At 65.4% G+C, this 20,545-nt stretch carries 15 protein-coding genes and 1 pseudogene; 8 read left to right on the top strand and 8 right to left on the bottom strand.

Annotated elements, in window-relative coordinates; translation table 11 throughout:
• Window positions 1-85: 85 nt before the first annotated feature.
• On the bottom strand, window positions 86-532 hold the full coding sequence (locus AAG813_RS11255) for a rhodanese-like domain-containing protein (protein ID WP_341915081.1): 447 nt from the start codon (window positions 530-532) through the stop codon (window positions 86-88).
• A gap of 174 nt (window positions 533-706) precedes the next feature.
• Window positions 707-1,207, bottom strand: a pseudogene (locus AAG813_RS11250) (MBL fold metallo-hydrolase); the annotation flags it as partial.
• Window positions 1,208-1,583: 376 nt separating this feature from the next.
• Here AAG813_RS11250 and AAG813_RS11245 point away from each other — a divergent pair.
• The 5 genes from AAG813_RS11245 (at window position 1,584) to icmF (ending at window position 9,693) form a co-directional block, all read left to right on the top strand.
• Window positions 1,584-2,705, top strand: a complete 1,122-nt coding sequence (locus AAG813_RS11245; protein ID WP_341914928.1) for a TRAP transporter substrate-binding protein — start codon at window positions 1,584-1,586, stop codon at window positions 2,703-2,705.
• A gap of 82 nt (window positions 2,706-2,787) precedes the next feature.
• Window positions 2,788-3,408 (top strand): TRAP transporter small permease subunit, encoded by a 621-nt coding sequence (locus tag AAG813_RS11240; protein WP_341914926.1) that lies wholly within the window; start codon window positions 2,788-2,790, stop codon window positions 3,406-3,408.
• Window positions 3,405-5,378, top strand: a complete 1,974-nt coding sequence (locus AAG813_RS11235) for a TRAP transporter large permease subunit (RefSeq protein WP_341914924.1) — start codon at window positions 3,405-3,407, stop codon at window positions 5,376-5,378. The genes AAG813_RS11240 and AAG813_RS11235 overlap by 4 nt, the downstream gene beginning before the upstream one ends.
• 128 nt (window positions 5,379-5,506) lie before the next feature.
• Window positions 5,507-6,352 carry a PPK2 family polyphosphate kinase gene (locus AAG813_RS11230; RefSeq protein ID WP_341914922.1) on the top strand — a complete coding sequence of 282 codons (846 nt, stop codon included), beginning with the start codon at window positions 5,507-5,509 and terminating at the stop codon, window positions 6,350-6,352.
• 47 nt (window positions 6,353-6,399) lie between these two features.
• Window positions 6,400-9,693 carry a fused isobutyryl-CoA mutase/GTPase IcmF gene (gene icmF, locus AAG813_RS11225; RefSeq protein ID WP_341914920.1) on the top strand — a complete coding sequence of 1,098 codons (3,294 nt, stop codon included), beginning with the start codon at window positions 6,400-6,402 and terminating at the stop codon, window positions 9,691-9,693.
• A 266-nt stretch (window positions 9,694-9,959) separates the two neighbouring features.
• Here the strand turns inward: icmF and AAG813_RS11220 are convergent, their stop codons facing one another.
• A complete protein-coding gene (locus AAG813_RS11220; protein ID WP_170954860.1) occupies window positions 9,960-10,124 on the bottom strand; it encodes a hypothetical protein in 165 nt (54 codons plus the stop codon).
• Window positions 10,125-10,221: 97 nt separating this feature from the next.
• Window positions 10,222-11,283, bottom strand: coding sequence for a DUF6352 family protein (locus AAG813_RS11215; RefSeq protein ID WP_341914916.1), 1,062 nt, complete (start codon window positions 11,281-11,283; stop codon window positions 10,222-10,224).
• A gap of 252 nt (window positions 11,284-11,535) precedes the next feature.
• Here AAG813_RS11215 and AAG813_RS11210 point away from each other — a divergent pair, with 252 nt between their 5' ends.
• Complete coding sequence (locus tag AAG813_RS11210; RefSeq protein ID WP_341914914.1) at window positions 11,536-12,048, top strand: hypothetical protein; 513 nt, start codon at window positions 11,536-11,538, stop codon at window positions 12,046-12,048.
• Here AAG813_RS11210 and AAG813_RS11205 read toward each other — a convergent pair.
• Window positions 12,045-12,962 carry a LysR substrate-binding domain-containing protein gene (locus AAG813_RS11205; protein ID WP_341914913.1) on the bottom strand — a complete coding sequence of 306 codons (918 nt, stop codon included), beginning with the start codon at window positions 12,960-12,962 and terminating at the stop codon, window positions 12,045-12,047. The genes AAG813_RS11210 and AAG813_RS11205 overlap by 4 nt on opposite strands.
• 180 nt (window positions 12,963-13,142) lie before the next feature.
• Between AAG813_RS11205 and AAG813_RS11200 the strand changes: the two genes are divergently transcribed.
• On the top strand, window positions 13,143-14,333 hold the full coding sequence (locus tag AAG813_RS11200) for an acyl-CoA dehydrogenase (protein ID WP_341914911.1): 1,191 nt from the start codon (window positions 13,143-13,145) through the stop codon (window positions 14,331-14,333).
• 4 nt (window positions 14,334-14,337) lie between these two features.
• Entirely contained in the window at window positions 14,338-15,549 is a 1,212-nt protein-coding gene (locus AAG813_RS11195) for a CaiB/BaiF CoA-transferase family protein (protein ID WP_341914909.1), read from the top strand.
• A gap of 71 nt (window positions 15,550-15,620) precedes the next feature.
• Here AAG813_RS11195 and AAG813_RS11190 read toward each other — a convergent pair whose 3' ends face one another.
• Genes AAG813_RS11190 through pncA form a run of 3 tightly spaced genes read right to left on the bottom strand, consistent with a single transcriptional unit; the run spans window position 15,621 to window position 20,543 of the window.
• Window positions 15,621-19,301, bottom strand: a complete 3,681-nt coding sequence (locus tag AAG813_RS11190) for a molybdopterin cofactor-binding domain-containing protein (RefSeq protein ID WP_341914906.1) — start codon at window positions 19,299-19,301, stop codon at window positions 15,621-15,623.
• Window positions 19,298-19,795, bottom strand: coding sequence for a (2Fe-2S)-binding protein (locus AAG813_RS11185; RefSeq protein ID WP_341914904.1), 498 nt, complete (start codon window positions 19,793-19,795; stop codon window positions 19,298-19,300). The genes AAG813_RS11190 and AAG813_RS11185 overlap by 4 nt, the downstream gene beginning before the upstream one ends.
• Before the next feature lie 22 nt (window positions 19,796-19,817).
• Window positions 19,818-20,543: a bifunctional nicotinamidase/pyrazinamidase gene (gene pncA, locus AAG813_RS11180; protein WP_341914902.1), complete on the bottom strand. Its 726-nt coding sequence runs from the start codon at window positions 20,541-20,543 to the stop codon at window positions 19,818-19,820.
• Window positions 20,544-20,545 lie beyond the last annotated feature (2 nt).

Below are 20,545 nucleotides of genomic sequence, written 5' to 3'. Positions count from 1 at the left end.
GCCGCGGGTCCGGCTCCGCCGGCCCGCAGGCGCAGCGCCCCCTCGGGGGGCAGCGAGCTACACGAAGTGAGCGAACGTGGGGGCTTTAATTTTGCCGCCACGGCAGCCCACGGTAACGCCAGCCGCCGCGTGCACCACGATGGGCCTGCGCATCCGGGTCACCTTCGAAGCCCTCCAGGATGTTGTAGGCCTCCAGCCCCAGTTCGGTGGCGCGTCGGGCCGCGGCGATCGAACGCACACCGCTGCGGCAAAGCAGCACGACCTTTTGGCCCGCCGGCACGGCGGCCCGCAGGCCGTCGTCGAACTGCGGGTTCATGGCCATGCCTGGCCACTGCTTCCAGGCCAGCGGCACCGCACCGGGCACAAACCCCACCCATTCACGCTCCGCATCGGTGCGTACATCAACCAGCACCGCCTGGCCGGCCTGCCACCACTGGCAGGCCAGCTCGGGCGACACATTGCCGGCATAACCCTCGGCCGGCAGCACCTGGAAGACGTCGGCCCCGCCTGCATCGTGGCGGCCGGGCCCCATGCCGGAGCTCTGGTTGGCAGGGAGCGCTTCGTCCATGCGCGCGGGCCGGGGCAACTGGAGTTGCGCCATGGCGGCCACAAACTCCGCCAGGCTTTTGCCGGCGATACGGGCATTGCCAGCCTTCTCGGCCGCAATCGTCGAATGGGTCCGGCCCTGGTAGTCGTGGCCCGGCCAGACCACGGTGTCATCCGGCAGCGTGAACAGCCGCCCGGTGATGCTCTGGTAGAGGTCTTCGGCGCTGCCGGACTGGAAGTCGGTGCGGCCGCAACCGTTGATCAGCAGCGTATCGCCGGTGAACACATGGTTGCGCCAGAGGTAACTCACGCTGCCGGCCGTGTGACCCGGGGTATGCAGCACGCGCACCTGTTCAGTACCGACCTGCAGCACATCCCCGTCGCCTAGCTGCAGGGCGGCCGTGGCAATGCCGCAGCCTTGCGGCGCCGCCGTGCGGGCGCCGGTGTGTTCCGCCAACTGCCCGGCGCTGGTGATGTGGTCGGCATGGGCATGCGTCTCCACCGTCCACAACAGCTTGAGCTGGTGCTCGCGCAGCACCGCGAGGTCGCGCTCGACCTGCTGGTCCACCGGATCGATGATCAGGGCCTCATGCGTGGACGGATCAAACAGCAGATAGGTATAGGTGCTGGAGGCAGGGTCAAAAAGCTGAATCGGTGTCATGGCAGGTTTCCAGGGCCGGCGCGGGCAACAGGCCGCCCGGCATACACGGCAAGTTTAGCCGGGGCCCGGGTCAAACTCTGCAGCAGCGGGCCCCGAGCTGCTCCCCTTTCAGTAGCTGCTTGCGCCCGCCGGATAAGGGCTACAAGCCAAAACAGTTCATCAAACTCCCCGCTCCCGCTGGCCGGGCGCGCCGCCGGGCAACAGCGCCGAAGCTTGACGAAAAGCTGACAGGCCATCATTCCACAGAGCCCTGATAAACAGTTTCACCCCAATTAGGCGCAATCTGCGCCGGGCCGTTGGTAAAAACCCTCTTACGCACAAAGCGTCAATGACAAAAGATAGTGCGCTAACGTTCTTTCACAACAGGAGACAAGCCATGACCGATATCAAGACCCCTCGCCGCCGCAGCCTGCTCAAGGGCGCAGCCGTCGCCGCTGGCGCCGGTGCCATGTCCGCACCGATGCTGGCAACCGCGCAAACCGCCACCACGCTGCGCTTCCAGAGCACCTGGCCGTCGAAAGACATCTTCCACGAGTACGCCTCCGACTTCGCCAAAAAAGTCAACGACATGGCCAGCGGCAAGCTCAAGATCGAGGTGTTGCCTGCGGGCGCTGTCGTGCCGGCCTTCCAGTTGCTGGAAGCCGTCAACAAGGGCACGCTGGACGGTGGTCACGGTGTGGTCGCTTATCACTATGGCAAGAATTCGGCGCTGGCGCTGTGGGGTTCCGGTCCGGCGTATGGCATGGACCCCAACATGCTGCTGGCCTGGCACAACTATGGTGGCGGCAAGGCCATCCTGGACGAGATCTACAAAAGCCTGAACATGGACGTGGTGTCCTACCTGTACGGCCCCATGCCAACGCAGCCGCTGGGCTGGTTCAAGAAGCCGGTCTCCAAAGTGGAAGACATGAAAGGCCTGAAGTTCCGCACCGTGGGCCTGGCCGTGGACATCTTCACGGAGATGGGCACGGCGGTCAACCCGCTGCCGGGCGGCGAAATCGTGCCGGCGCTGGACCGTGGCCTGATCGACGCCGCCGAGTTCAACAACGCCTCCAGCGACCGCCTGCTGGGCTTTCCCGACGTAGTCAAGAACTGCATGCTGCAGAGCTTCCACCAGTCCGGCGAGCAGTTCGAAATCCTGTTCAACAAGGGCAAGTACAACGCCCTGCCGCAGGAGCTGCGTTCCATCATCGACTACGCGGTTCAGGCAGCCAGCGCGGACATGAGCTGGAAGGCCATCCAGCGCAATTCGCAGGACTACATCGAGCTCAAGAATGCCGGCGTCAAGTTCTACAAGACACCGGACGCCATCCTGCGCGCCCAGCTGGCCGCGTGGGACAAGACCATCGACAAGAAAGCCAAGGAAAACGCGCTGTTCAAGAAGGTGCTCGACTCGCAGAAGGCCTTTGCACAGCGCGCCGGCCAGTGGCAAAACGACTACACCGTGGACTTCAAGATGGCCTATAACCACTACTTCGGCCGGGGCAAAAAAGCCTGAGCGGGGCCACGGCCTCTGAGGGGCACCTGAGGGTGCCCTTTTTGTTTTTTCTGGGACCGCCTGGGCGGCGCAAGGAGTTGCAATGCAATCGTTTTTACTGGCGGTGGACCGCTTTTCCACCTGGATCGGCAAGGCCTGCGCCTGGAGCGTGGTCGTGCTGACCCTGCTGATCAGCTGGGAAGTGTTCAGCCGCTACGTGCTCAACCAGCCCCATGCCTGGGTGCTCGACGCCCAGATCATGCTTTACGGCCTGCTGTTCATGATGGCAGGCGCCTACACCCTGAGCAAAAACGGCCATGTGCGCGGCGACGTGCTTTACGGCTTTCTCAGGCCGCGCACGCAGGCGATCGTTGACCTGACGCTGTACATCATCTTCTTCCTGCCGGGCGTCGTCGCCCTGACCTGGGCCGGCTGGACCTATGCCAATGAGTCGCTGGCGATCCGCGAGCAGACCTTCAACGCCGACCCGATCCCGGTCTATCCCTTCAAGTTCGTGATCCCGGTGTCGGGCTTTGTGCTGCTACTGCAGGGCATCGTGGAAATCATCCGCTGCATCCAGTGCATCCAGACCGGCGCCTGGCCGGTGCGTGAAGGCGACGTGGAAGAAGTGGACGTGGAAAAACTCAAGGAAATGGTGCACGTGAAAGACGAAGACATGGCCGCACTCGAACGCGATCTGGCCCTCAAGGAGAACCACAAATGAAGATCCGCAAAGAACTCTGGTTCGGCTTGAGCTTCATGGCGCTGGTGGTCATCGGCGCCGCAGTGATGCTGCTCAGCGTCGACAAAATCACCAATGGCCACCTGGGGCTGCTGATGCTGTCCCTGGTGGTGACCGCGATCATGCTGGGTTTTCCGACGGCCTTCACGCTGATGGGCATGGGCATGATTTTCACCTGGCTGGCCTACAACCGGGACACCACAAAGACGCTGGACCTGATGGTGCAGGCGGCCTTCAAGACCATGGCCAGCGACGTGCTGATCGCGATACCGCTGTTCGTTTTCATGGGTTACCTGGTCGAACGGGCCAACCTGATTGAAAAACTTTTCAAGAGCCTGCATCTGGCCATGGCCCGGATTCCCGGTTCGCTGGCCGTGGCGACGCTGGTCACCTGCGCTATTTTTGCGACAGCCACCGGCATCGTGGGTGCCGTGGTCACGCTGATGGGCCTGCTGGCCTTGCCGGCGATGCTGCGTGCCGGTTACAGCGTTCCGCTGGCGGCCGGTGCCATCACGGCGGGCGGCTGCCTGGGCATCCTGATTCCGCCTTCGGTGCTGCTGATCGTGTACGGCGCCACCGCTGGCGTCTCCGTGGTGCAGCTTTACGCCGGCGCGTTTTTTCCGGGCCTGATGCTGACCGGCCTGTACATCCTCTACGTCATCATCATCGCCAAGCTCAAGCCACAGTGGGCACCGCCGCTGTCGGCCGCGGACCGGGCGGTGACGCTGCCGCCCCTGACGCAACAGCTGACCACCGGCACGGCCAGCCACGCCCTGACCGGCCTGTTCAGCGCGCTCAAGGGAAAACGTAATGCCGACGTGCCGCTGGGTCACATCCTGCGGCAACTGACGGTCGTTGTCCTGCCCGGCCTGCTCTTTCTGCTGGTGCTGGTGACCAGCTACCGGGCGGTCACCACCGTCGAAGCCGAAGCGGTGTATGACATCCAGCAGATTGGCGCCTCCAGCTCGTCCGCCGCCCCAGGCGCCGATGCCGGCGGTCTGCAGGAACCGCCCCAGGAAGGCGGCCTGAAAGAGCCGGCTGCCGAGGGCGGCCTGCAGGAACCTCCGTCCGGCGATGTCAAGGAGCCACCCGGCGCCCAAGCCCCCGCCGCGCCGGCGGCCGCCAGTGTGGCCGAACCTCCCGCCACAGCGACAGCCGCAGCCAGCACCGACAAGGCGCCCGCAGCCGCGACCACACGCGACGCGCCTACCTGGTGGTGGGTCTGCTTTGCGATTCTCGGCGCGCTGGTCGCCCTCTTCTACCTGTTCCTGAGTTTTGCGCGGCTGGAAATCTTCAAGATGCTCCTGACCTCGTTTTTCCCGCTGATGATTCTCATCATCGCAGTGCTCGGGTCCATCGTGATGGGGCTGGCCACCCCGACCGAGGCGGCCGCGATGGGCGCCCTCGGCGGCTTTCTGCTGGCGGCGGCCTACAAGCGGCTCACGCTGTCGGTGCTGCAGGAGTCGGTGTTCCTGACCGCCAAGACCTCGGCCATGGTGTGCTGGCTGTTTGTCGGCTCGGCCATCTTCTCGGCGGCTTTTGCGCTACTGGGCGGCCAGGAACTGGTCGAGACCTGGGTGCTCAGCATGAACCTGAGCAAGACGCAGTTCCTCGTGATGAGCCAGGCGATCATTTTCATTCTCGGCTGGCCACTGGAATGGACCGAGATCATCGTGATCTTCATGCCCATCTTCATCCCGCTGCTGGACAACTTCGGCGTCGATCCGCTGTTTTTCGGCCTGCTGGTCGCACTGAACCTGCAGACGGCTTTCCTGAGCCCGCCTGTGGCCATGGCCGCGTTTTACCTCAAGGGCGTGGCCCCCAGCCATGTGACGCTGAACCAGATCTTCGCCGGCATGTTGCCCTTCATGGGCATCCAGGTCCTGGCCATCGTCTTGCTGTACCAGTTCCCGGCCATCGGCCTGTGGCTGCCGCAGTTGCTGTACAAATAGGAATACGCAGGAATAAGCGGGCAGCGCCCGCCCGTCGGGAAGCAAAGGGGCGCGCAGGCGCCCTTTTGTCTGGAAAAACGGTAAGATTGACGTTTACGTAAACGTCAATCACCCACACGGAGACAGCCATGTCCAACGGCAACAGCAAGCGTGCGGCCCTGCTGGCCCCCTGGCAACCGCCCACCACCGGGCGCGGCCGGCCATTCGGCTTGTCCGGACTCAAGGCCTCGGCCAAGCCCTTGTCGGGTGGGGACAAGGAGGCGGACAAGGCCGCCGTGGACGCCCTGGCGATGGAACTTGACGGTTTGCAGAACCTGTTTTTCGCCGACAAGCGCTACAAGCTACTGGTGCTGCTGCAGGGCACCGACACCTCGGGCAAGGACGGCACGATTCGCGCGGTGTTCAGCCGGACCAGCCCGCTGGGCGTGCACACCGTGGGCTGGAAGGCGCCGAGCGAGGAAGAGCGGGCGCACGACTACCTGTGGCGCATCCACCGCCAGATGCCCGGGGCGGGCGAAACCATGATTTTCAACCGCAGCCACTACGAAGACGTGCTGGTGCCGGTGGTCAAAGGCTGGATCAGCCCCGAGCAGACCGCGCAGCGTTTCGCCCACATCAACGAATTCGAACGCCTGCTGGCCGAAACCGGCACGGTGATCCTCAAGTTCATGCTGCACATCAGCTACGAGGAACAGGGCCAGCGCCTGCAGGAGCGGGTGGATGACCCGACCAAGCGCTGGAAATTCAGCATGGGTGACCTGGAGGTACGCAAGCAGTGGGCCGACTACCAGAAGGCTTACGAGGCGTTGCTGGGGGCCACCAGCACGCCCTGGGCGCCCTGGACCGTGGTGCCCGCCGACTCCAAGACCCACCGCAACCTGATGGTGGCCACGCTGGTACGCGACAAGCTGAAGTCGCTGGACCTGTGCTACCCGCCTGACGATCCGGCGCTGGCCGGATTGAAGATCGAATAATTCCTCCGCATCCCAGCCACGAGACAACTCCTCCAGAGAGCACCGCCATGACCGACCTGTCCGCCGAATACCAGGCCCTTGCCAGCTACCGCCCCACGCACAAGGTCCGTTTTGTCACCGCCGCCTCGCTGTTTGACGGTCATGATGCCGCCATCAACATCATGCGGCGCATCCTGCAGGGCATGGGCGCCGAAGTGATTCACCTGGGCCACAACCGCAGCGTGGACGAAGTCGTCACCGCCGCCCTGCAGGAGGACGCACAGGGCATTGCCATCAGCTCCTACCAGGGTGGCCACGTCGAATACTTCAAGTACATGGTCGATCTGCTCAGGAGCCGCGGCGGCGAGCACATCCAGGTGTTCGGCGGCGGCGGCGGCGTGATTGTGCCGCCAGAGATCCGCGAGCTCCATGCCTACGGCGTCTCGCGCATCTACAGCCCCGAGGACGGCCAGAAAATGGGCCTGGCCGGGATGATCGGCGAGATGGTCATGCGCTGCGACAAGGACCTGACCGGCTTTGCCCCCGCGGACCTGCAGGCGATCGAAGGCCACGGCGAGATGGCCTGGCGGGCGCTGGCGCAGCTCATCACCGCGCTGGAAAACGACAAGGCGAATCCGGCGCTGGTCGAGACACTGCGGGCGCAGGCTGCTATCAAAAAGATACCGGTACTGGGCATCACCGGCACCGGCGGCGCCGGCAAGTCGTCGCTGACCGACGAACTGATACGCCGCCTGCGGCTGGACCAGAACGACCAGCTGCGTGTGGCCGTCATCAGCATCGACCCGTCACGGCGCAAGAGCGGCGGCGCGCTGCTCGGTGACCGCATCCGCATGAACGCCATCAGCCCCTGGCAGCAGGGTCCGCGCGTTTTCATGCGCAGCCTGGCCACGCGCGAATTCGGCAGCGAGATCAGCAAGGCGCTGCCCGAAGTGATTGCCGCCTGCAAGGTGGCCGGCTTTGACCTGATCGTGGTCGAGACCTCGGGCATCGGCCAGGGTGATGCCGCCATCGTGCCGCTGGTGGACGTGCCCATGTATGTGATGACACCCGAGTTCGGCGCCGCCAGCCAGCTGGAAAAAATCGACATGCTGGACTTCGCGGAGTTTGTGGCCATCAACAAGTTCGACCGCAAGGGTTCGCTCGACGCCCTGCGCGACGTGGCCAAGCAGGTGCAGCGCAACAAGGAAGCCTGGGGCACCGCGCCCGACAAGATGCCGGTGTTCGGCACCATGGCCGCACGTTTCAACGACGACGGCGTCACCGCGTTGTACCAGGCCCTCAAGCCGCGCCTGGCCGGACTCGGGCTGCAGTTGTCCGAAGGCGCCCTGCCTATCGTCGATGTGCGCCACAGCACCAACCAGACACCGGTGGTGCCCGCCGCCCGCACGCGCTACCTGGCTGAAATCGCCGACACGGTGCGCAGCTACAAAAAACGCGGCCGGGAACAGGCCACGCTGGCGCGTGAAATCCAGCAGCTGCGTGCCGCCGCCGACATGCTCACCGTCGGCAAGCCCGACAAGGCCAGGGCCGCGGAAGCCGCCATCGACCTCGCGGTGCAGCGCGAGCAGGTCCAGGACCCGGCCGCACGCAAGCTGCTGACCCAGTGGCCCGCCATGCAGCAGGCCTACGCCGGCGAAGAATACGTGGTGAAAATCCGCGACAAGGAAATCCGCACCGCGCTGACCAGCAAGTCGCTCTCGGGCACGACCATCCGCAAGGTGGCGCTGCCGCAGTATGAAGACCACGGCGAAATCCTCAAGTGGCTGATGCTGGACAACGTGCCCGGCAGCTACCCCTACACCGCCGGCACCTTTGCCTTCAAGCGCGAGGGCGAAGACCCAACCCGCATGTTTGCCGGCGAAGGCGACGCCTTCCGCACCAACACGCGTTTCAAGCTGCTGAGCCAGGGCATGGCCGCCAAACGCCTGAGCACGGCTTTTGACTCGGTCACGCTGTACGGCAACGACCCCGACCTGCGGCCCGACATTTACGGCAAGGTCGGCAACAGTGGCGTATCGATTGCCACGCTCGATGACATGAAGGTGCTGTACGATGGCTTTGACCTGTGCAGCCCCAGCACCTCGGTCAGCATGACCATCAACGGCCCGGCGCCCACCATCCTGGCGATGTTCATGAACACCGCCATCGACCAGAACCTCGAAAAGTTCAGGGCCGACAACGGCCGCGAACCGACGGACACCGAAACCGAAAAAATCCGCGAATGGGTGCAGGAAAACGTGCGCGGCACCGTGCAGGCCGACATCCTGAAAGAAGACCAGGGCCAGAACACCTGCATCTTCTCGACCGAGTTCAGCCTCAAGGTGATGGGTGACATCGCCGAGTACTTCGTGCACAACCGCGTGCGCAACTTCTACAGCGTCTCCATCAGCGGTTACCACATCGCCGAAGCCGGCGCCAACCCGATTTCGCAGCTGGCCTTCACGCTGTCGAACGGCTTCACTTTTGTTGAAGCCTACCTCGCGCGCGGCATGCACATCGACGACTTCGCGCCGAATCTGAGCTTCTTCTTCAGCAATGGCATGGACCCGGAATACACGGTGATGGGCCGCGTCGCGCGCCGCATCTGGGCCGTGGCGATGAAGGAAAAATACGGTGCCAACGAGCGCAGCCAGAAGCTCAAGTACCACATCCAGACCTCGGGCCGCAGCCTGCACGCGCAGGAGATCCAGTTCAACGACATCCGCACCACCTTGCAGGCGCTGATTGCGATTTACGACAACTGCAACTCCCTGCACACCAACGCATTTGACGAAGCTATCACCACGCCCACCGAAGAGTCGGTGCGCCGCGCGATGGCGATCCAGCTCATCATCAACCGCGAGTGGGGCCTGGCAAAAAACGAAAACCCGTCACAGGGCGCGTTCATCATCGAGGAACTCACCGAGCTGCTGGAAGAAGCGGTGCTCAGCGAGTTCGAGCGCATCGCCGAACGCGGCGGCGTGCTGGGCGCGATGGAAACCGGCTACCAGCGCGGCCGCATCCAGGACGAGTCCATGCATTACGAAATGCTCAAACACACGGGCGAGCTACCCATCATCGGCGTCAACACCTTCCGCAACCCGCATGGCGACGCGGTGCAGGACAAGCTGGAGCTGGCGCGCTCCACCGACGAGGAAAAGCAGAGCCAGCTGGCACGCCTGCAGGACTTCCACCGGCGCCATGCCAAGGAAGCCCCGGCCATGCTCAAGCGCCTGCAGCAGGCGGTGATTGCCAATGACAACGTGTTTCAGGTGCTGATGGACGCGGTACGTGTCTGCTCTCTCGGCCAGATCACCCACGCGCTGTTCGAGGTGGGTGGGCAGTACCGGCGGAATATGTAGGCTTCGGCCTCACGGCCGCCCGCCTGCGCCAGGGCGGGCGCGATTCACTATGAATTCAGGAGCTTCCGGCGCCCGGCCACCAAGGGCGGGAGGCCAGTTTGGCTTCAGAACCAGAGCTGGACCGTCCGGCAAGGGGCTTCGAATGCGGGGCCGCCATGTCGCCATGGGCGCATGAGGCAAAACAGGAGACAGAACCCGGCCTCGACGCGATGTCAGAGGCCCGGGGGTGGACAGCTTGCGCTCAGCCGCCCCGGCCGGCCAGGGGCTCAACCGCCTTTGTGCGGGCGCTTGCCGGGGTTCTTTTTGCTGCGGGTCCAGCTGCCGCGCTCCAGGCTGATCTTTTGACCGCGGCCGGCCGTGCGGGTCATGCCGGGGGCGGGAACGGGCTTGGGTGCGCAGATGTCGGCTTCGACGCGGATTTTTTTGGACATGGAAGACTCCGGATTTAAAAATTGGCAGAACCCGGCATTTTAAGCTACCGCGCCGCGTTTGGTTCAGCGCAGGGGCAGCCGGCAGGCTGGAACCAATTTACATTGCACCCTTCAGCGGCAGATTCAGCAGCAGATTCTGCGGCTTGAGCTTGACCGACTGGCCGGCATTCATCATCAGGCCCAGGTACACCGGCTTGCCGGCCACATCGGCGCGCATCTCCTGCGGATCGGCAAAATCCAGCCGGAACAGGCTGACCAGGCGCTGCAAACGTTCAGCGGCCACCTCCCGGCCCTCGTACAGGTCGTTGAGCAGCGCGGTGGCCTCGACGTCCAGGCCGATATGCCAGCGCCAGGCTTCATCGTCAATTTTCTGCAGCGGTTTGATGCTGACCGAAACCCCCAGAAAATGCCGCACCCACTTTTCCAGCACACGGGCCAGCGCCGTCAGGCCCGAGCGGGCGCGTGTCATGGTGAACACCAGGCCGTGGCTCAGGTCGTTGCTGATTTCATGGGTCAGGTCGAGCAGGAAGTGGTGGCGATCACTGGCCGGCCAGTAATCCGGCGCGTTGTCATCCGTCAGCACCTGCATGTCGATGGCCCGCAAGGGTGCCTTGGCTTCTGCCAGAAAACGCCCGAAGTCGCCCAGCCCGCCGGTTTCGTTGAGCATGTCCAGCACCTCGCGGTCGCCGGCCAGCACCTGGCCGTCCTGCGTGGTGATGCGCTGGACGCGAAACAGCATCTCGGCGGCACGCACTTCGTAGGCGTCGGTGGTTTCGTCCAGCACCTGACGCAGGATGGCCTGGGCCAGCAGGTCGATGAACAGCGGCGGAATGCTGATGCTGCCGCTGCGAAACAAGCCGAGGTAATAAGCCTCCAGCGTGCCGGCCGCCAGCAGCCCATCACGAAAACGCAAAAACAGGCCGTAACTCTCGCGGGCGTCGGCGTCCTGCAGGGCCTGCAATTCGGCCTCGGTCACCGGCCGCGACGGGACGGCCAGCAAGGCTGCATGCAGTGTCTGTTCGGCCGCACAGGACTCGGGCAGCAGGGCCAGTTCGGGCCGGTTCAGGAACAGGCGCAGGTAATCGTCGGTGGGTGCCAGCCAGCCGCGTGGGGTGATCTGGAGCTGTTGGAAGCCGCTGGAAGGCCAGAAATTTTGCATGGGGGCAATCGTCGCACATTGCGCATGGAGGCAAACTGCTCTCAATTAAATAGCTGCTTGCGCCCGTGGAATAAGGGCTGGAAGGGTATTTTTCATGTAAAACGTACGCACAAACCGGGTTGGCCGCAAGCAGGCCTCGGCAGAAGAGGCCGCAGCAAGCGACCGGGCCGACGTCCGGGTGGCCGACGCTGTTTTTCGCTTTGCGTACAGTAGGGTGTTGCAATGCGCAGCGCGCAACCGATGGAGACACTGATGCAACCCATGCTGAAATCTCACCCCCGCCTGGTCGCTGGCCTGCTGGTTCTGGCGCTGGCGCCCGCCTGGGCGCAACTGCCCACCGTCACCACCCGCACCGAAACCTGGACCGGCAACGGCCCGCCGCCCGACTACAGCGCCATCGAGCGGGCGCAGTGGGAACAATGGCAGCTGCAGCGCGAACAGGAACGCAGGCAACGTGAGCTGACGCGCCAGCAGGATGCCCAGATCCGGCAAAGCCAGGAGAGCCTGGGCGAACGGGCGCTGCGGGAGCAGGCGCAGCGCAACGGCACCTGGGTGCCCCAGCGCCCCGGCCCGAGCGACCAGGAGCAGGCCAGGCGCGAACAGCAGCAGTTGCAACGCGACCAATGGCGGCAGCAACGCGAACTGACACGCCAGGATGACCAGCGGCAACGCCAAAGCGAGGAGTCGCTGGGTCAGCGCGCCCTGCGCGAGCAGGCGCAGAACCGGCGCGAACAGGGCCGCATCTCCAGCGGCACCCAGCGCTAGGAGCCTGGGGCCCGCGACGCACCCCGGTAGCGAGTGGCCTGATCATCGAGCCAGGCCCCAAAGAGTCTCAGCACCGGGTTGTCGGACTTCTGTTCCGGGTAGATGAAGTAATAACGCCGGTCGCTGACAAACTCGTGCTCGATCAGCGGCACCAGCCGGCCCTGCTTCAAGTCCTCTTCAATCAGGAAGCGCGGAATCAGCGCCAGGCCCTGCCCGTGGATGGCCGCCTCGGTGGTGATGGAAAACAGCTCCATGCGCGCGCCGGCCAGGTCATTGTCGATGTGCAGGCCCAGCGACTCAAACCACTGCCGCCAGGCGTAGGGCCGCGTGCTCATCTGTAGCAGCGGCAAGTGCGCCAGGTCGGCGGCCTTGAGCGTGCGCCGCGTCTTGACCAATGCCGGACTGCCCACCGCCACCAGGCGTTCGTCCATCAGGAAGCAGGATTCGGTTCCCGGCCAGCCGGCGTCACCCGCAAAAATCGCCGCGTCCAGCGCGGTGTCGGCAAACAGGAAGGGCCGGGTGCGCGACGACAGGTGAACCGTGATATCGGGGTGCAGGCGCTGGAAATCGCCGAGCCGCGGCACCAGCCATTTGGCGGCAAACGTCGGCACCACGCCGAGCTCCAGCGCCCCGCCGGCGCCGCCCTTGGCCATCAAGGCCAGCGTATCGCGTTCCACGTCGTCCAGCCGGGCGCGGACGTTGCGCGCGTAGTTGGTGCCCGCTTCGGTGAGCAGCACGCCCCGTTTGGTGCGCCGGAACAGCTTCACACTCAGGAAGTCTTCCAGACCGGCGATCTGGCGGCACACCGCGCTCTGGGTGACCGCGTGCTCCTGCGCCGCCTGGGTAAAACTCTGGTGCCGCGCGGCGGATTCAAACAGCGCCAGCGCCGTGGTGGAAGGGATTTTTCGTCGCATGGCGGGCTCCTGCCTGGGCGGCTTGCTTGGAGTTCCATTTTTGCACAAACCCGTGCCAAATCATCGGTTGCGCCCGGCGGCTGGCTGAGCGTATGCTTGAGCCATCGTCATCCTTGCCCCGGCCGCCTGAGTTGCGATTTATGCACACAGACAGGCCTCAAACCCCCTTTGGAGATTCCCATGAGCCCCAGCCCCCACAAAGCCAGCTTCCACTGGGCCGACCCCCTGCTGCTCGACCAGCAGCTGACCGACGACGAACGCATGGTGCGCGACACCGCCGCCGCTTACTGCCAGGAGCAACTGGCGCCGCGCGTGCTGGAAGCCTTCCGCCATGAAAAAACCGACATCGCAATTTTTCGCGAGATGGGTTCGCTGGGCCTGCTCGGCAGCACGATTCCCGAAGCCTACGGCGGTGCCGGCCTGAACTACGTCTGTTACGGCCTGGCCGCGCGCGAGGTCGAACGTGTCGACTCCGGCTACCGCTCCATGATGAGTGTGCAGTCCTCGCTGGTGATGGTGCCGATCAACGAGTTCGGCAATGAAGCCACGAAACAGAAATACCTGCCAAAACTGGCCACCGGCGAATGGATTGGCTGCTTCGGCCTGACCGAACCCAACCACGGCTCCGACCCCGGCAGCATGATCACGCGCGCCAAGAAGGTGGACGGCGGCTACAAGCTTTCCGGCGCCAAGATGTGGATCACCAACAGCCCGATCGCCGACGTGTTTGTGGTCTGGGCCAAGGACGACGAAGGCTCCATCCGCGGCTTTGTGCTCGAAAAAGGCTGGAAAGGCCTGAGCGCCCCGGCCGTGCACGGCAAGGTCGGCCTGCGCGCCTCCATCACCGGCGAAATCGTCATGGACGAAGTCTTCTGCCCGGAGGAAAACGCCTTTCCCGAGGTGCGCGGCCTCAAGGGTCCGTTCACCTGCCTCAACTCCGCACGTTACGGCATCGCCTGGGGCGCGCTGGGTGCGGCCGAGGACTGCTTCCACAAGGCGCGCCAATACACGCTGGACCGCAAGCAGTTCGGCCGCCCGCTGGCCGCCAACCAGTTGATCCAGAAAAAACTTGCCGATATGGAAACCGAAATCGCGCTCGGCCTGCAGGGCTGCCTGCGCTTGGGCCGCATGAAGGATGAAGGCACGGCCGCGGTCGAAATCACCTCCATCATGAAACGCAACTCCTGCGGCAAGGCGCTCGACATTGCCCGCATGGCGCGCGACATGCTGGGCGGCAACGGCATCAGCGACGAGTTCGGCGTGGCGCGGCATCTGGTCAACCTCGAAGTGGTCAACACCTACGAAGGCACCCACGACGTGCACGCGCTGATCCTGGGCCGCGCGATCACCGGCATCGCCGCGTTTTCCTGAAGCCATGACAGGCCCCGCTGTTCGCCCGCCGCCGCTGACCGGCGTCCGGGTGCTGGATCTGTCGCGTGTGCTCGCCGGCCCCTGGGCCGGGCAACTGCTCGCCGACCTGGGTGCCGACGTGGTGAAAGTCGAAAAGCCACAGGGCGGTGACGACACCCGCGCCTGGGGCCCGCCCTACCTGAAAGATGCCTCGGGCCGCGACACCAGCGAGGCTGCCTACTTTCTCTGCGCCAACCGCAACAAGCGCTCCGTCGCCATCGACATCGCCACGCCGGAAGGCCAGGCGCAGGTGCGGGCACTGGCGCAGCAGGCCGACGTGGTGCTGGAAAACTTCAAGGTCGGCGGGCTCAAACGTTACGGCCTCGACTACGCGAGCCTGAGCGCCGCCAATCCGCGCCTCGTCTACTGCTCGATCACCGGCTTCGGCCAGACCGGTCCGTATGCTGCGCGCGCGGGCTACGACTTCCTGATCCAGGGCATGGGCGGACTGATGAGTGTGACCGGCCGGCCTGACGGCGAACCCGGCGCCGGCCCGCAGAAAGTCGGCGTGGCGCTGACCGACATCATGACCGGCCTGTATGCCACGATTGCCGTGCAGGCCGCCCTGGCCGAACGCGAGAAGTCGGGCCTGGGGCAACACATCGACCTGGCGCTGCTGGACGTGCAGATTGCCTGCCTGGCCAACCAGGCGTCCAACTACCTGGCTGGCGGACTGGTGCCGCGCCGCATGGGCAATGCGCATCCGAACATCGTGCCCTACCAGGACTTCCCGACGGCCGATGGCGACATCATCCTCGCGGTGGGCAACGACGAGCAGTTCGCAAAATTCTGCAAGGTCGCGGACCACCCCGAGTGGTCGGTCGACGAACGTTTTTCCACCAACGCGCAGAGGGTGGCGAACCGCGCCGTGCTGGTGCCCCTGCTGCGCCAGGCCACGGTGATGCGGACTTCGGCCGACTGGATAACCGCGCTCGAAGCCGCGGGCGTGCCTTGCGGCCCGATCAACCGCATCGATGAAGTCTTTGCCGACCCGCAGGTGCAATCGCGCGGCCTGCACATCAACATGCCGCACACGCTGGCCGGCAGCGTGCCGCTGGTGGCCAACCCGATCCGCCTGTCCGGCTCACCGGTGGCTTACCAGCGGCCGCCGCCCATGCTGGGCGAGCACACGGCCGAGGTGCTGGCGCAGTGGTTGGGTGTACCGGGAGCGGACTGAGCGTTGCCCCGCACAACGCTGAATCCTGATATAAAAAGAGCCCCCGGCCCATTACCAGCGGGCGCCACCAGCTATTTATTCGATAGCATTTCGACCCCAGCGTCATGGCGTCTCGCCGTGGCACGCAGGCGCGACACGGCGGCCGGCAGGTCGTTCCAGGCCGGCTGATCCGGCGCATACCGGCTGCGCATGTAACTGGCCAGCGTGGCGATCTGGTCGTCATCCAGGCTGTGCTGGAAAGCCGGCATAAAGCCAATCGCTGCCGTTGCCGGTGCGCGAATGCCTTCCAGAATCACACGAATCAAGTTGTCGGGCCGCTCGCTGTGCAGCTTGCTGTTCAGGGCCAGTGGCGTGTTGACACCCAGCAACTTCGGTCCATCGCCATCGTGGTGGCAGGAGGCGCAGGCGCCGTTGAACAGGCGCTGGCCGGGGCCGGGCAGCGCCGCGCCGCTCTGCTGCGCCGCCAGAACCACCTGCTTGGCGCGTTCGGCACTCTCGGGCTCGGCCAGCGGCGCGTTGAACGAGGTCAGGTAGCTGGCCATGGCCCGGATATCGTCGTCGGGCAAGGCGCCGAGCTCCCTGACCACAGGACCCATGGGGCCGGCGGCAGCACCATGCTGCAGGCTGTACCCGTTGCGCAGGTAGCGGTACAACTCGGCGGAAGTCCAGGGCACGGGCGCGCGCGACAGGGCCGTCAGCGCGGGGGCTTCCCAGCCATCGACCACCGCACCGGACAGAAAGGCCGGGCCGCCGCGTTCGGCACCCAGTGCATTGCGCGGCGTGTGGCAGGCACCGCAATGGCCCAGGCCGTTGACCAGGTAGGCGCCGCGGTTCCATTCCACGGTTTGTGTCGGGTCCGCGCGGTAAGGCGCCGGGTCATGAAACATCGCATTCCAGGCCGCCATCAGGGGACGCACGTTGAAGGGGAACGCGAGCTGCGTGGCGGGTGTCTCCGAAGACACGGCCGGCTGGGCCATCAGGTACGCATACAGCGCGGTCAGGTCCTCGTCGGTGGTTTTGGCAAAGGCCGTATAGGGAAACGCCGGGTACAGGTGGTGCCCATCGCGCGAGATGCCTTCACGCATGGCGCGCTGGAAGGCGCTGAAGGACCACAGGCCAATGCCGGTCTGCGCATCGGGCGTCAGGTTGGTGGTGAATATTTTTCCGAAGGGCGTCTCCATGACCCGGCCGCCGGCGTTCGGCACGCCGCCCGGCGCGGTATGGCACACCACGCAATCGCCGGCCGCCGCTAGTTGACGGCCGCGCTCAATCGTTGCCGCGGTGTAGATCGATGAACCGCTGGACAACACCGGCGCAATCGCCGGCCGCCAGCCCAGCAGAGCCGCGGCCAGGCCGAACACGCCAGCCAGCATGGCGCCTGTACGGGACCAGCGGCCCAGGCTTCGGGGCCACGGCGCGTTTTCCGGTGGACGGGCCAGCGGGAGCGGTGCGGCGAGGGTGGGCGACACGGCCGGCACCTGGTCGGGGGCCGGTTGCAGCGCCGCACGCACCACCTCCGCGGTGAACGGCGGCTGGCGAAAGCGCACGCCGGTGGCGTCGAAAATCGCATTGGCAATCGCCGCCGTGCCCGGCACCGAGGCCGACTCCCCCGCGCCCAGCGGCGGCTCGCCCGGCCGTGCCATCGTCACCACCTCGATCACCGGCACATCCCGAAAACTCAGGATGGGGTAGCTGCCCCATTCCAGGCTGGCCACGGTGTTCGTTGTCGGGTTCAAGGTGACCTGCTCAGCCAGCGCCCGGCTGGTGGTCTGCACCACGTTGCCGTGGATCTGGTGCTGCACACCGGCGGGGTTGATCAGCGTGCCGGCGTCATGGCCGACCACCACGCGCCTGACCTGCACTTCACCGGTCTTGCGGTTGACCTCGACGTCGGCCACCCAGGCGGCCCAGGCCGCGCCGTAACCCGGCCATTTGCTGTGGACATAACGCGCGTACGCCACGCCCTGGCCGTGCACGATGTCCGAGGCCCCGCTTTGCTCTTCGCCCTGTTGCTGCGGCTGTGTATGCACTTTCCAGCCGGCGCGATCGGCCGTGGCGCGCAGCAGTTCGGCCGCGCGCGGCTCGCTCAGGTAACGCAGGCGGAACTCGACCGGGTCGACGCCGGCCGCCGTGGCCAGCTCGTCGATGTAGGACTCGTGGGCAAAGGAATTGGGCAGGGCCGACACGCCGCGCAGCCAGGAGGCGCGCAACATGGGCGGCATGTCGTTGACCGACACGCGCAGGTTCTCGTAGTCGTAAGGCGGGCGCGCGCTGCGGTCGCCCATTTCGTAGGCGCGCGCCACCGGCTCGACGGTGCGCGTGAGCAGCAGCGCCAGCGTCGGTGCGCCGTTGGACGGGTAGGAGGTCTGGAAGTCATAGGCGGCAACCGATCCGTCGGCATTGAGCCCGCCGTTGACCTGCATGAGCTGGGCCGCGCCCTTGGGCTCCCAGGCATGCTCCTGTTCGCGGGTCAGTTGCACGCGCACCGGCGCACCGACAGCGCGCGAGAGCAAAGCCGCATCGGCCGCCACATCGTCGGCACAGTTGCGGCCGTAGCAGCCGGCCGCCTCCATGCGGATCACGTCGATATCGACATCCGGCAGACCCATGAGCTGCGACAGGTCGGCGCGCAACACGTGCGGGTTCTGGCTGCCGGCCCAGACCGTCATGCGCGTTTCGTGCCAGTCGGCCAGCGCGCAGGAGGGACCGATGGACCCGTGCATCTGGTAAGGCCAGACGTAGTTGCGTGGCATGCGTTCTGCTGCGCCCGCCATCGCCGCATCCACATCACCTTCGTTGATCAGCTTGCGCTGCGTCGCCGGGTTGGCGCGAATGGCGTTTTCCAGATCGTCGAGCTTGCTCAGCCCCGGCCAGGGCTTCCACTGGACGCGCAGCTCGCGCAGGGCCTGCTCGGCGTGTTCCTCGCGCTCGGCGACGATACCAACGAAATCGCGGATGACCACCACCGCCCGAATGCCCGGGATGTGGGCGATCGACGACTCGTCCACAGCCTCCAGCGTGTTGCCGATGAAATCGCCATGGTCGGCGCCGGCATATGGGGGCCGCACCACACGGCCATGCAGCATGCCCGGCACGCGCATGTCGTGCACAAAGGTCAACGCACCGGTGGCCTTGGCCGGAATGTCGACCCGTGCGGAGCTGGTGCCGACGATGCGGTAATCCTCCGGGGATTTCAGCGGCGAATCCAGCACCAGCGACAGTTCCACATGCTGCTGCGCCACCAGCACGCCGTAGGCCACCGACCTGCCGTCACTGCCGATCACCGACACCTGGCCATCACGGACCGTCAGCAGCGCCCTGTCCACCTGCAGCACACCGGCGGCCCGGTCCACCAGCCAGGCGCGCGCCTGCGCCGCCGCCGCGCGCAAGGGCACGGCATGAATCTGTATCGAGGCGCTGGCAATGGTTGCGCCCTGATTCGGCGCACGGGTGGTGTCGCCCAGCACCATGTTGACGCAGTCCAGCGAAACATCAAGTTCTTCCGCCACGATCTGGCCCAGCGCCGTGCGGATGCCGGTGCCCAGGTCCACATGGCCGTTCAGGGCGGTGACACTGCCGTCGTCCCAGACCGCCAGCAATATCTCCACTCCTTCGAGCGGATTGCCGCTGACCAGTGCGGGCTGGCCGGGCGCAGGTGGCGGCGCCGGTGGCGGCTCGCGCGTGACCAGCAACACGCCGCCGGCCGCATGGAAGTCGGCACGTGTGAGCGGGGTGTCGGCGCGGCGCGTCATGGCCGGGCGTCTTTGGCGCGGGCCTGCCGCGTGAGTTCTGCCGCACGCAGCACCGCGTTCACGATCTCGAGATGGGTACCGCAACGGCACAAGTTGCCGGACAACTCGCGGCGTATCTCGTCTTCCGTCGGATCCGGCTTGCGCGCCAGCAAGGCAGTGGTCATCATGATCATGCCGCTCAGGCAGTAACCGCACTGGGCCGCCTGCTCGTCAATGAAAGCCTGTTGCACCGGATGCAGCGCCGCCAGGGAACCGAGCCCTTCCAGCGTGGTGATCTCGCGGCCGGCCACACCGGCGGCCGGGATCACACAGGCGCGTGCGGCCACGCCATCCACCAGCACGGTGCAGGCCCCGCATTCGCCCAGGCCGCAGCCGTATTTGGGGCTGTTGAGTTCGAGGTCGTTGCGCAGCACCCCCAGCAGGGAGGCCTGCGCCGAGACCGTCAGCGTCCGCGCCAAGCAGTTGACGCTGAAGGTCACAACCTGCGAACGCATCGTATGCAAGTCAGGTCGCGCTTCAGGCCAGGTCTTTGGACTGGATGCGTTTGACGCCCTTGGCCGTCATCTGCTTCCAGGCCGCCGCCAGCGAGCCGTTCAGGTCAATCGCGCGCGTGGCGTCCTCAATCACATAGACCTCGAAGCCCGCCTTGCGCGCGTCCATCGCGGTCCAGGCGACGCAGAAGTCGGTTGCCAGCCCGGTCACGAAAACACGCTTGATGCCGCGCTGCTTGAGGTAACCGCCCAGGCCGGTTGGCGTCTTGCCGTCGGCCTCGGTGAAGGCCGAGTAACTGTCCACCTCCTGGTGGTAGCCCTTGCGCACGATGACCTGGGCCGTGGGCAGCGCCAGGTCCTTGTGCAGGGCCGCGTCGTCCGTTCCCTGCACGCAGTGGTCGGGCCACAGCACCTGGTTGCCATAGGCCAGCTTCTTGACTTCGAAGGGCTTCTTGCCCGCGTGGGTGCTGGCAAAGGACGCATGGCCCTTGGTGTGCCAGTCCTGCGTGATCACGATGTTCTCGAAAGCGCCGGCAAGCTTGTTGATGACCGGCACCACTTCCTCGCCGCCCTTGACCGGCAAGGTGCCCCCGGTCACAAAACAGTTCTGCACATCGACAACAATCAGCGCACTTTTGGCGTCGGGCTTGATGCCGGCGGCAAAGGCTACGCGGCCGGCCAGGCCGGCCGCCGCCACCAGGCCGGCGCCGGACAGGGTTTTCAACAGGGTTCTGCGGTTAGCGGGATGCATGA

The sequence above is a fragment of the Polaromonas sp. YR568 genome, from assembly GCF_943371715.1.
In the GTDB taxonomy this organism is placed as follows: Bacteria; Pseudomonadota; Gammaproteobacteria; order Burkholderiales; family Burkholderiaceae_C; genus Polaromonas.
This window is presented reverse-complemented; position numbering and strand designations above follow the sequence as displayed.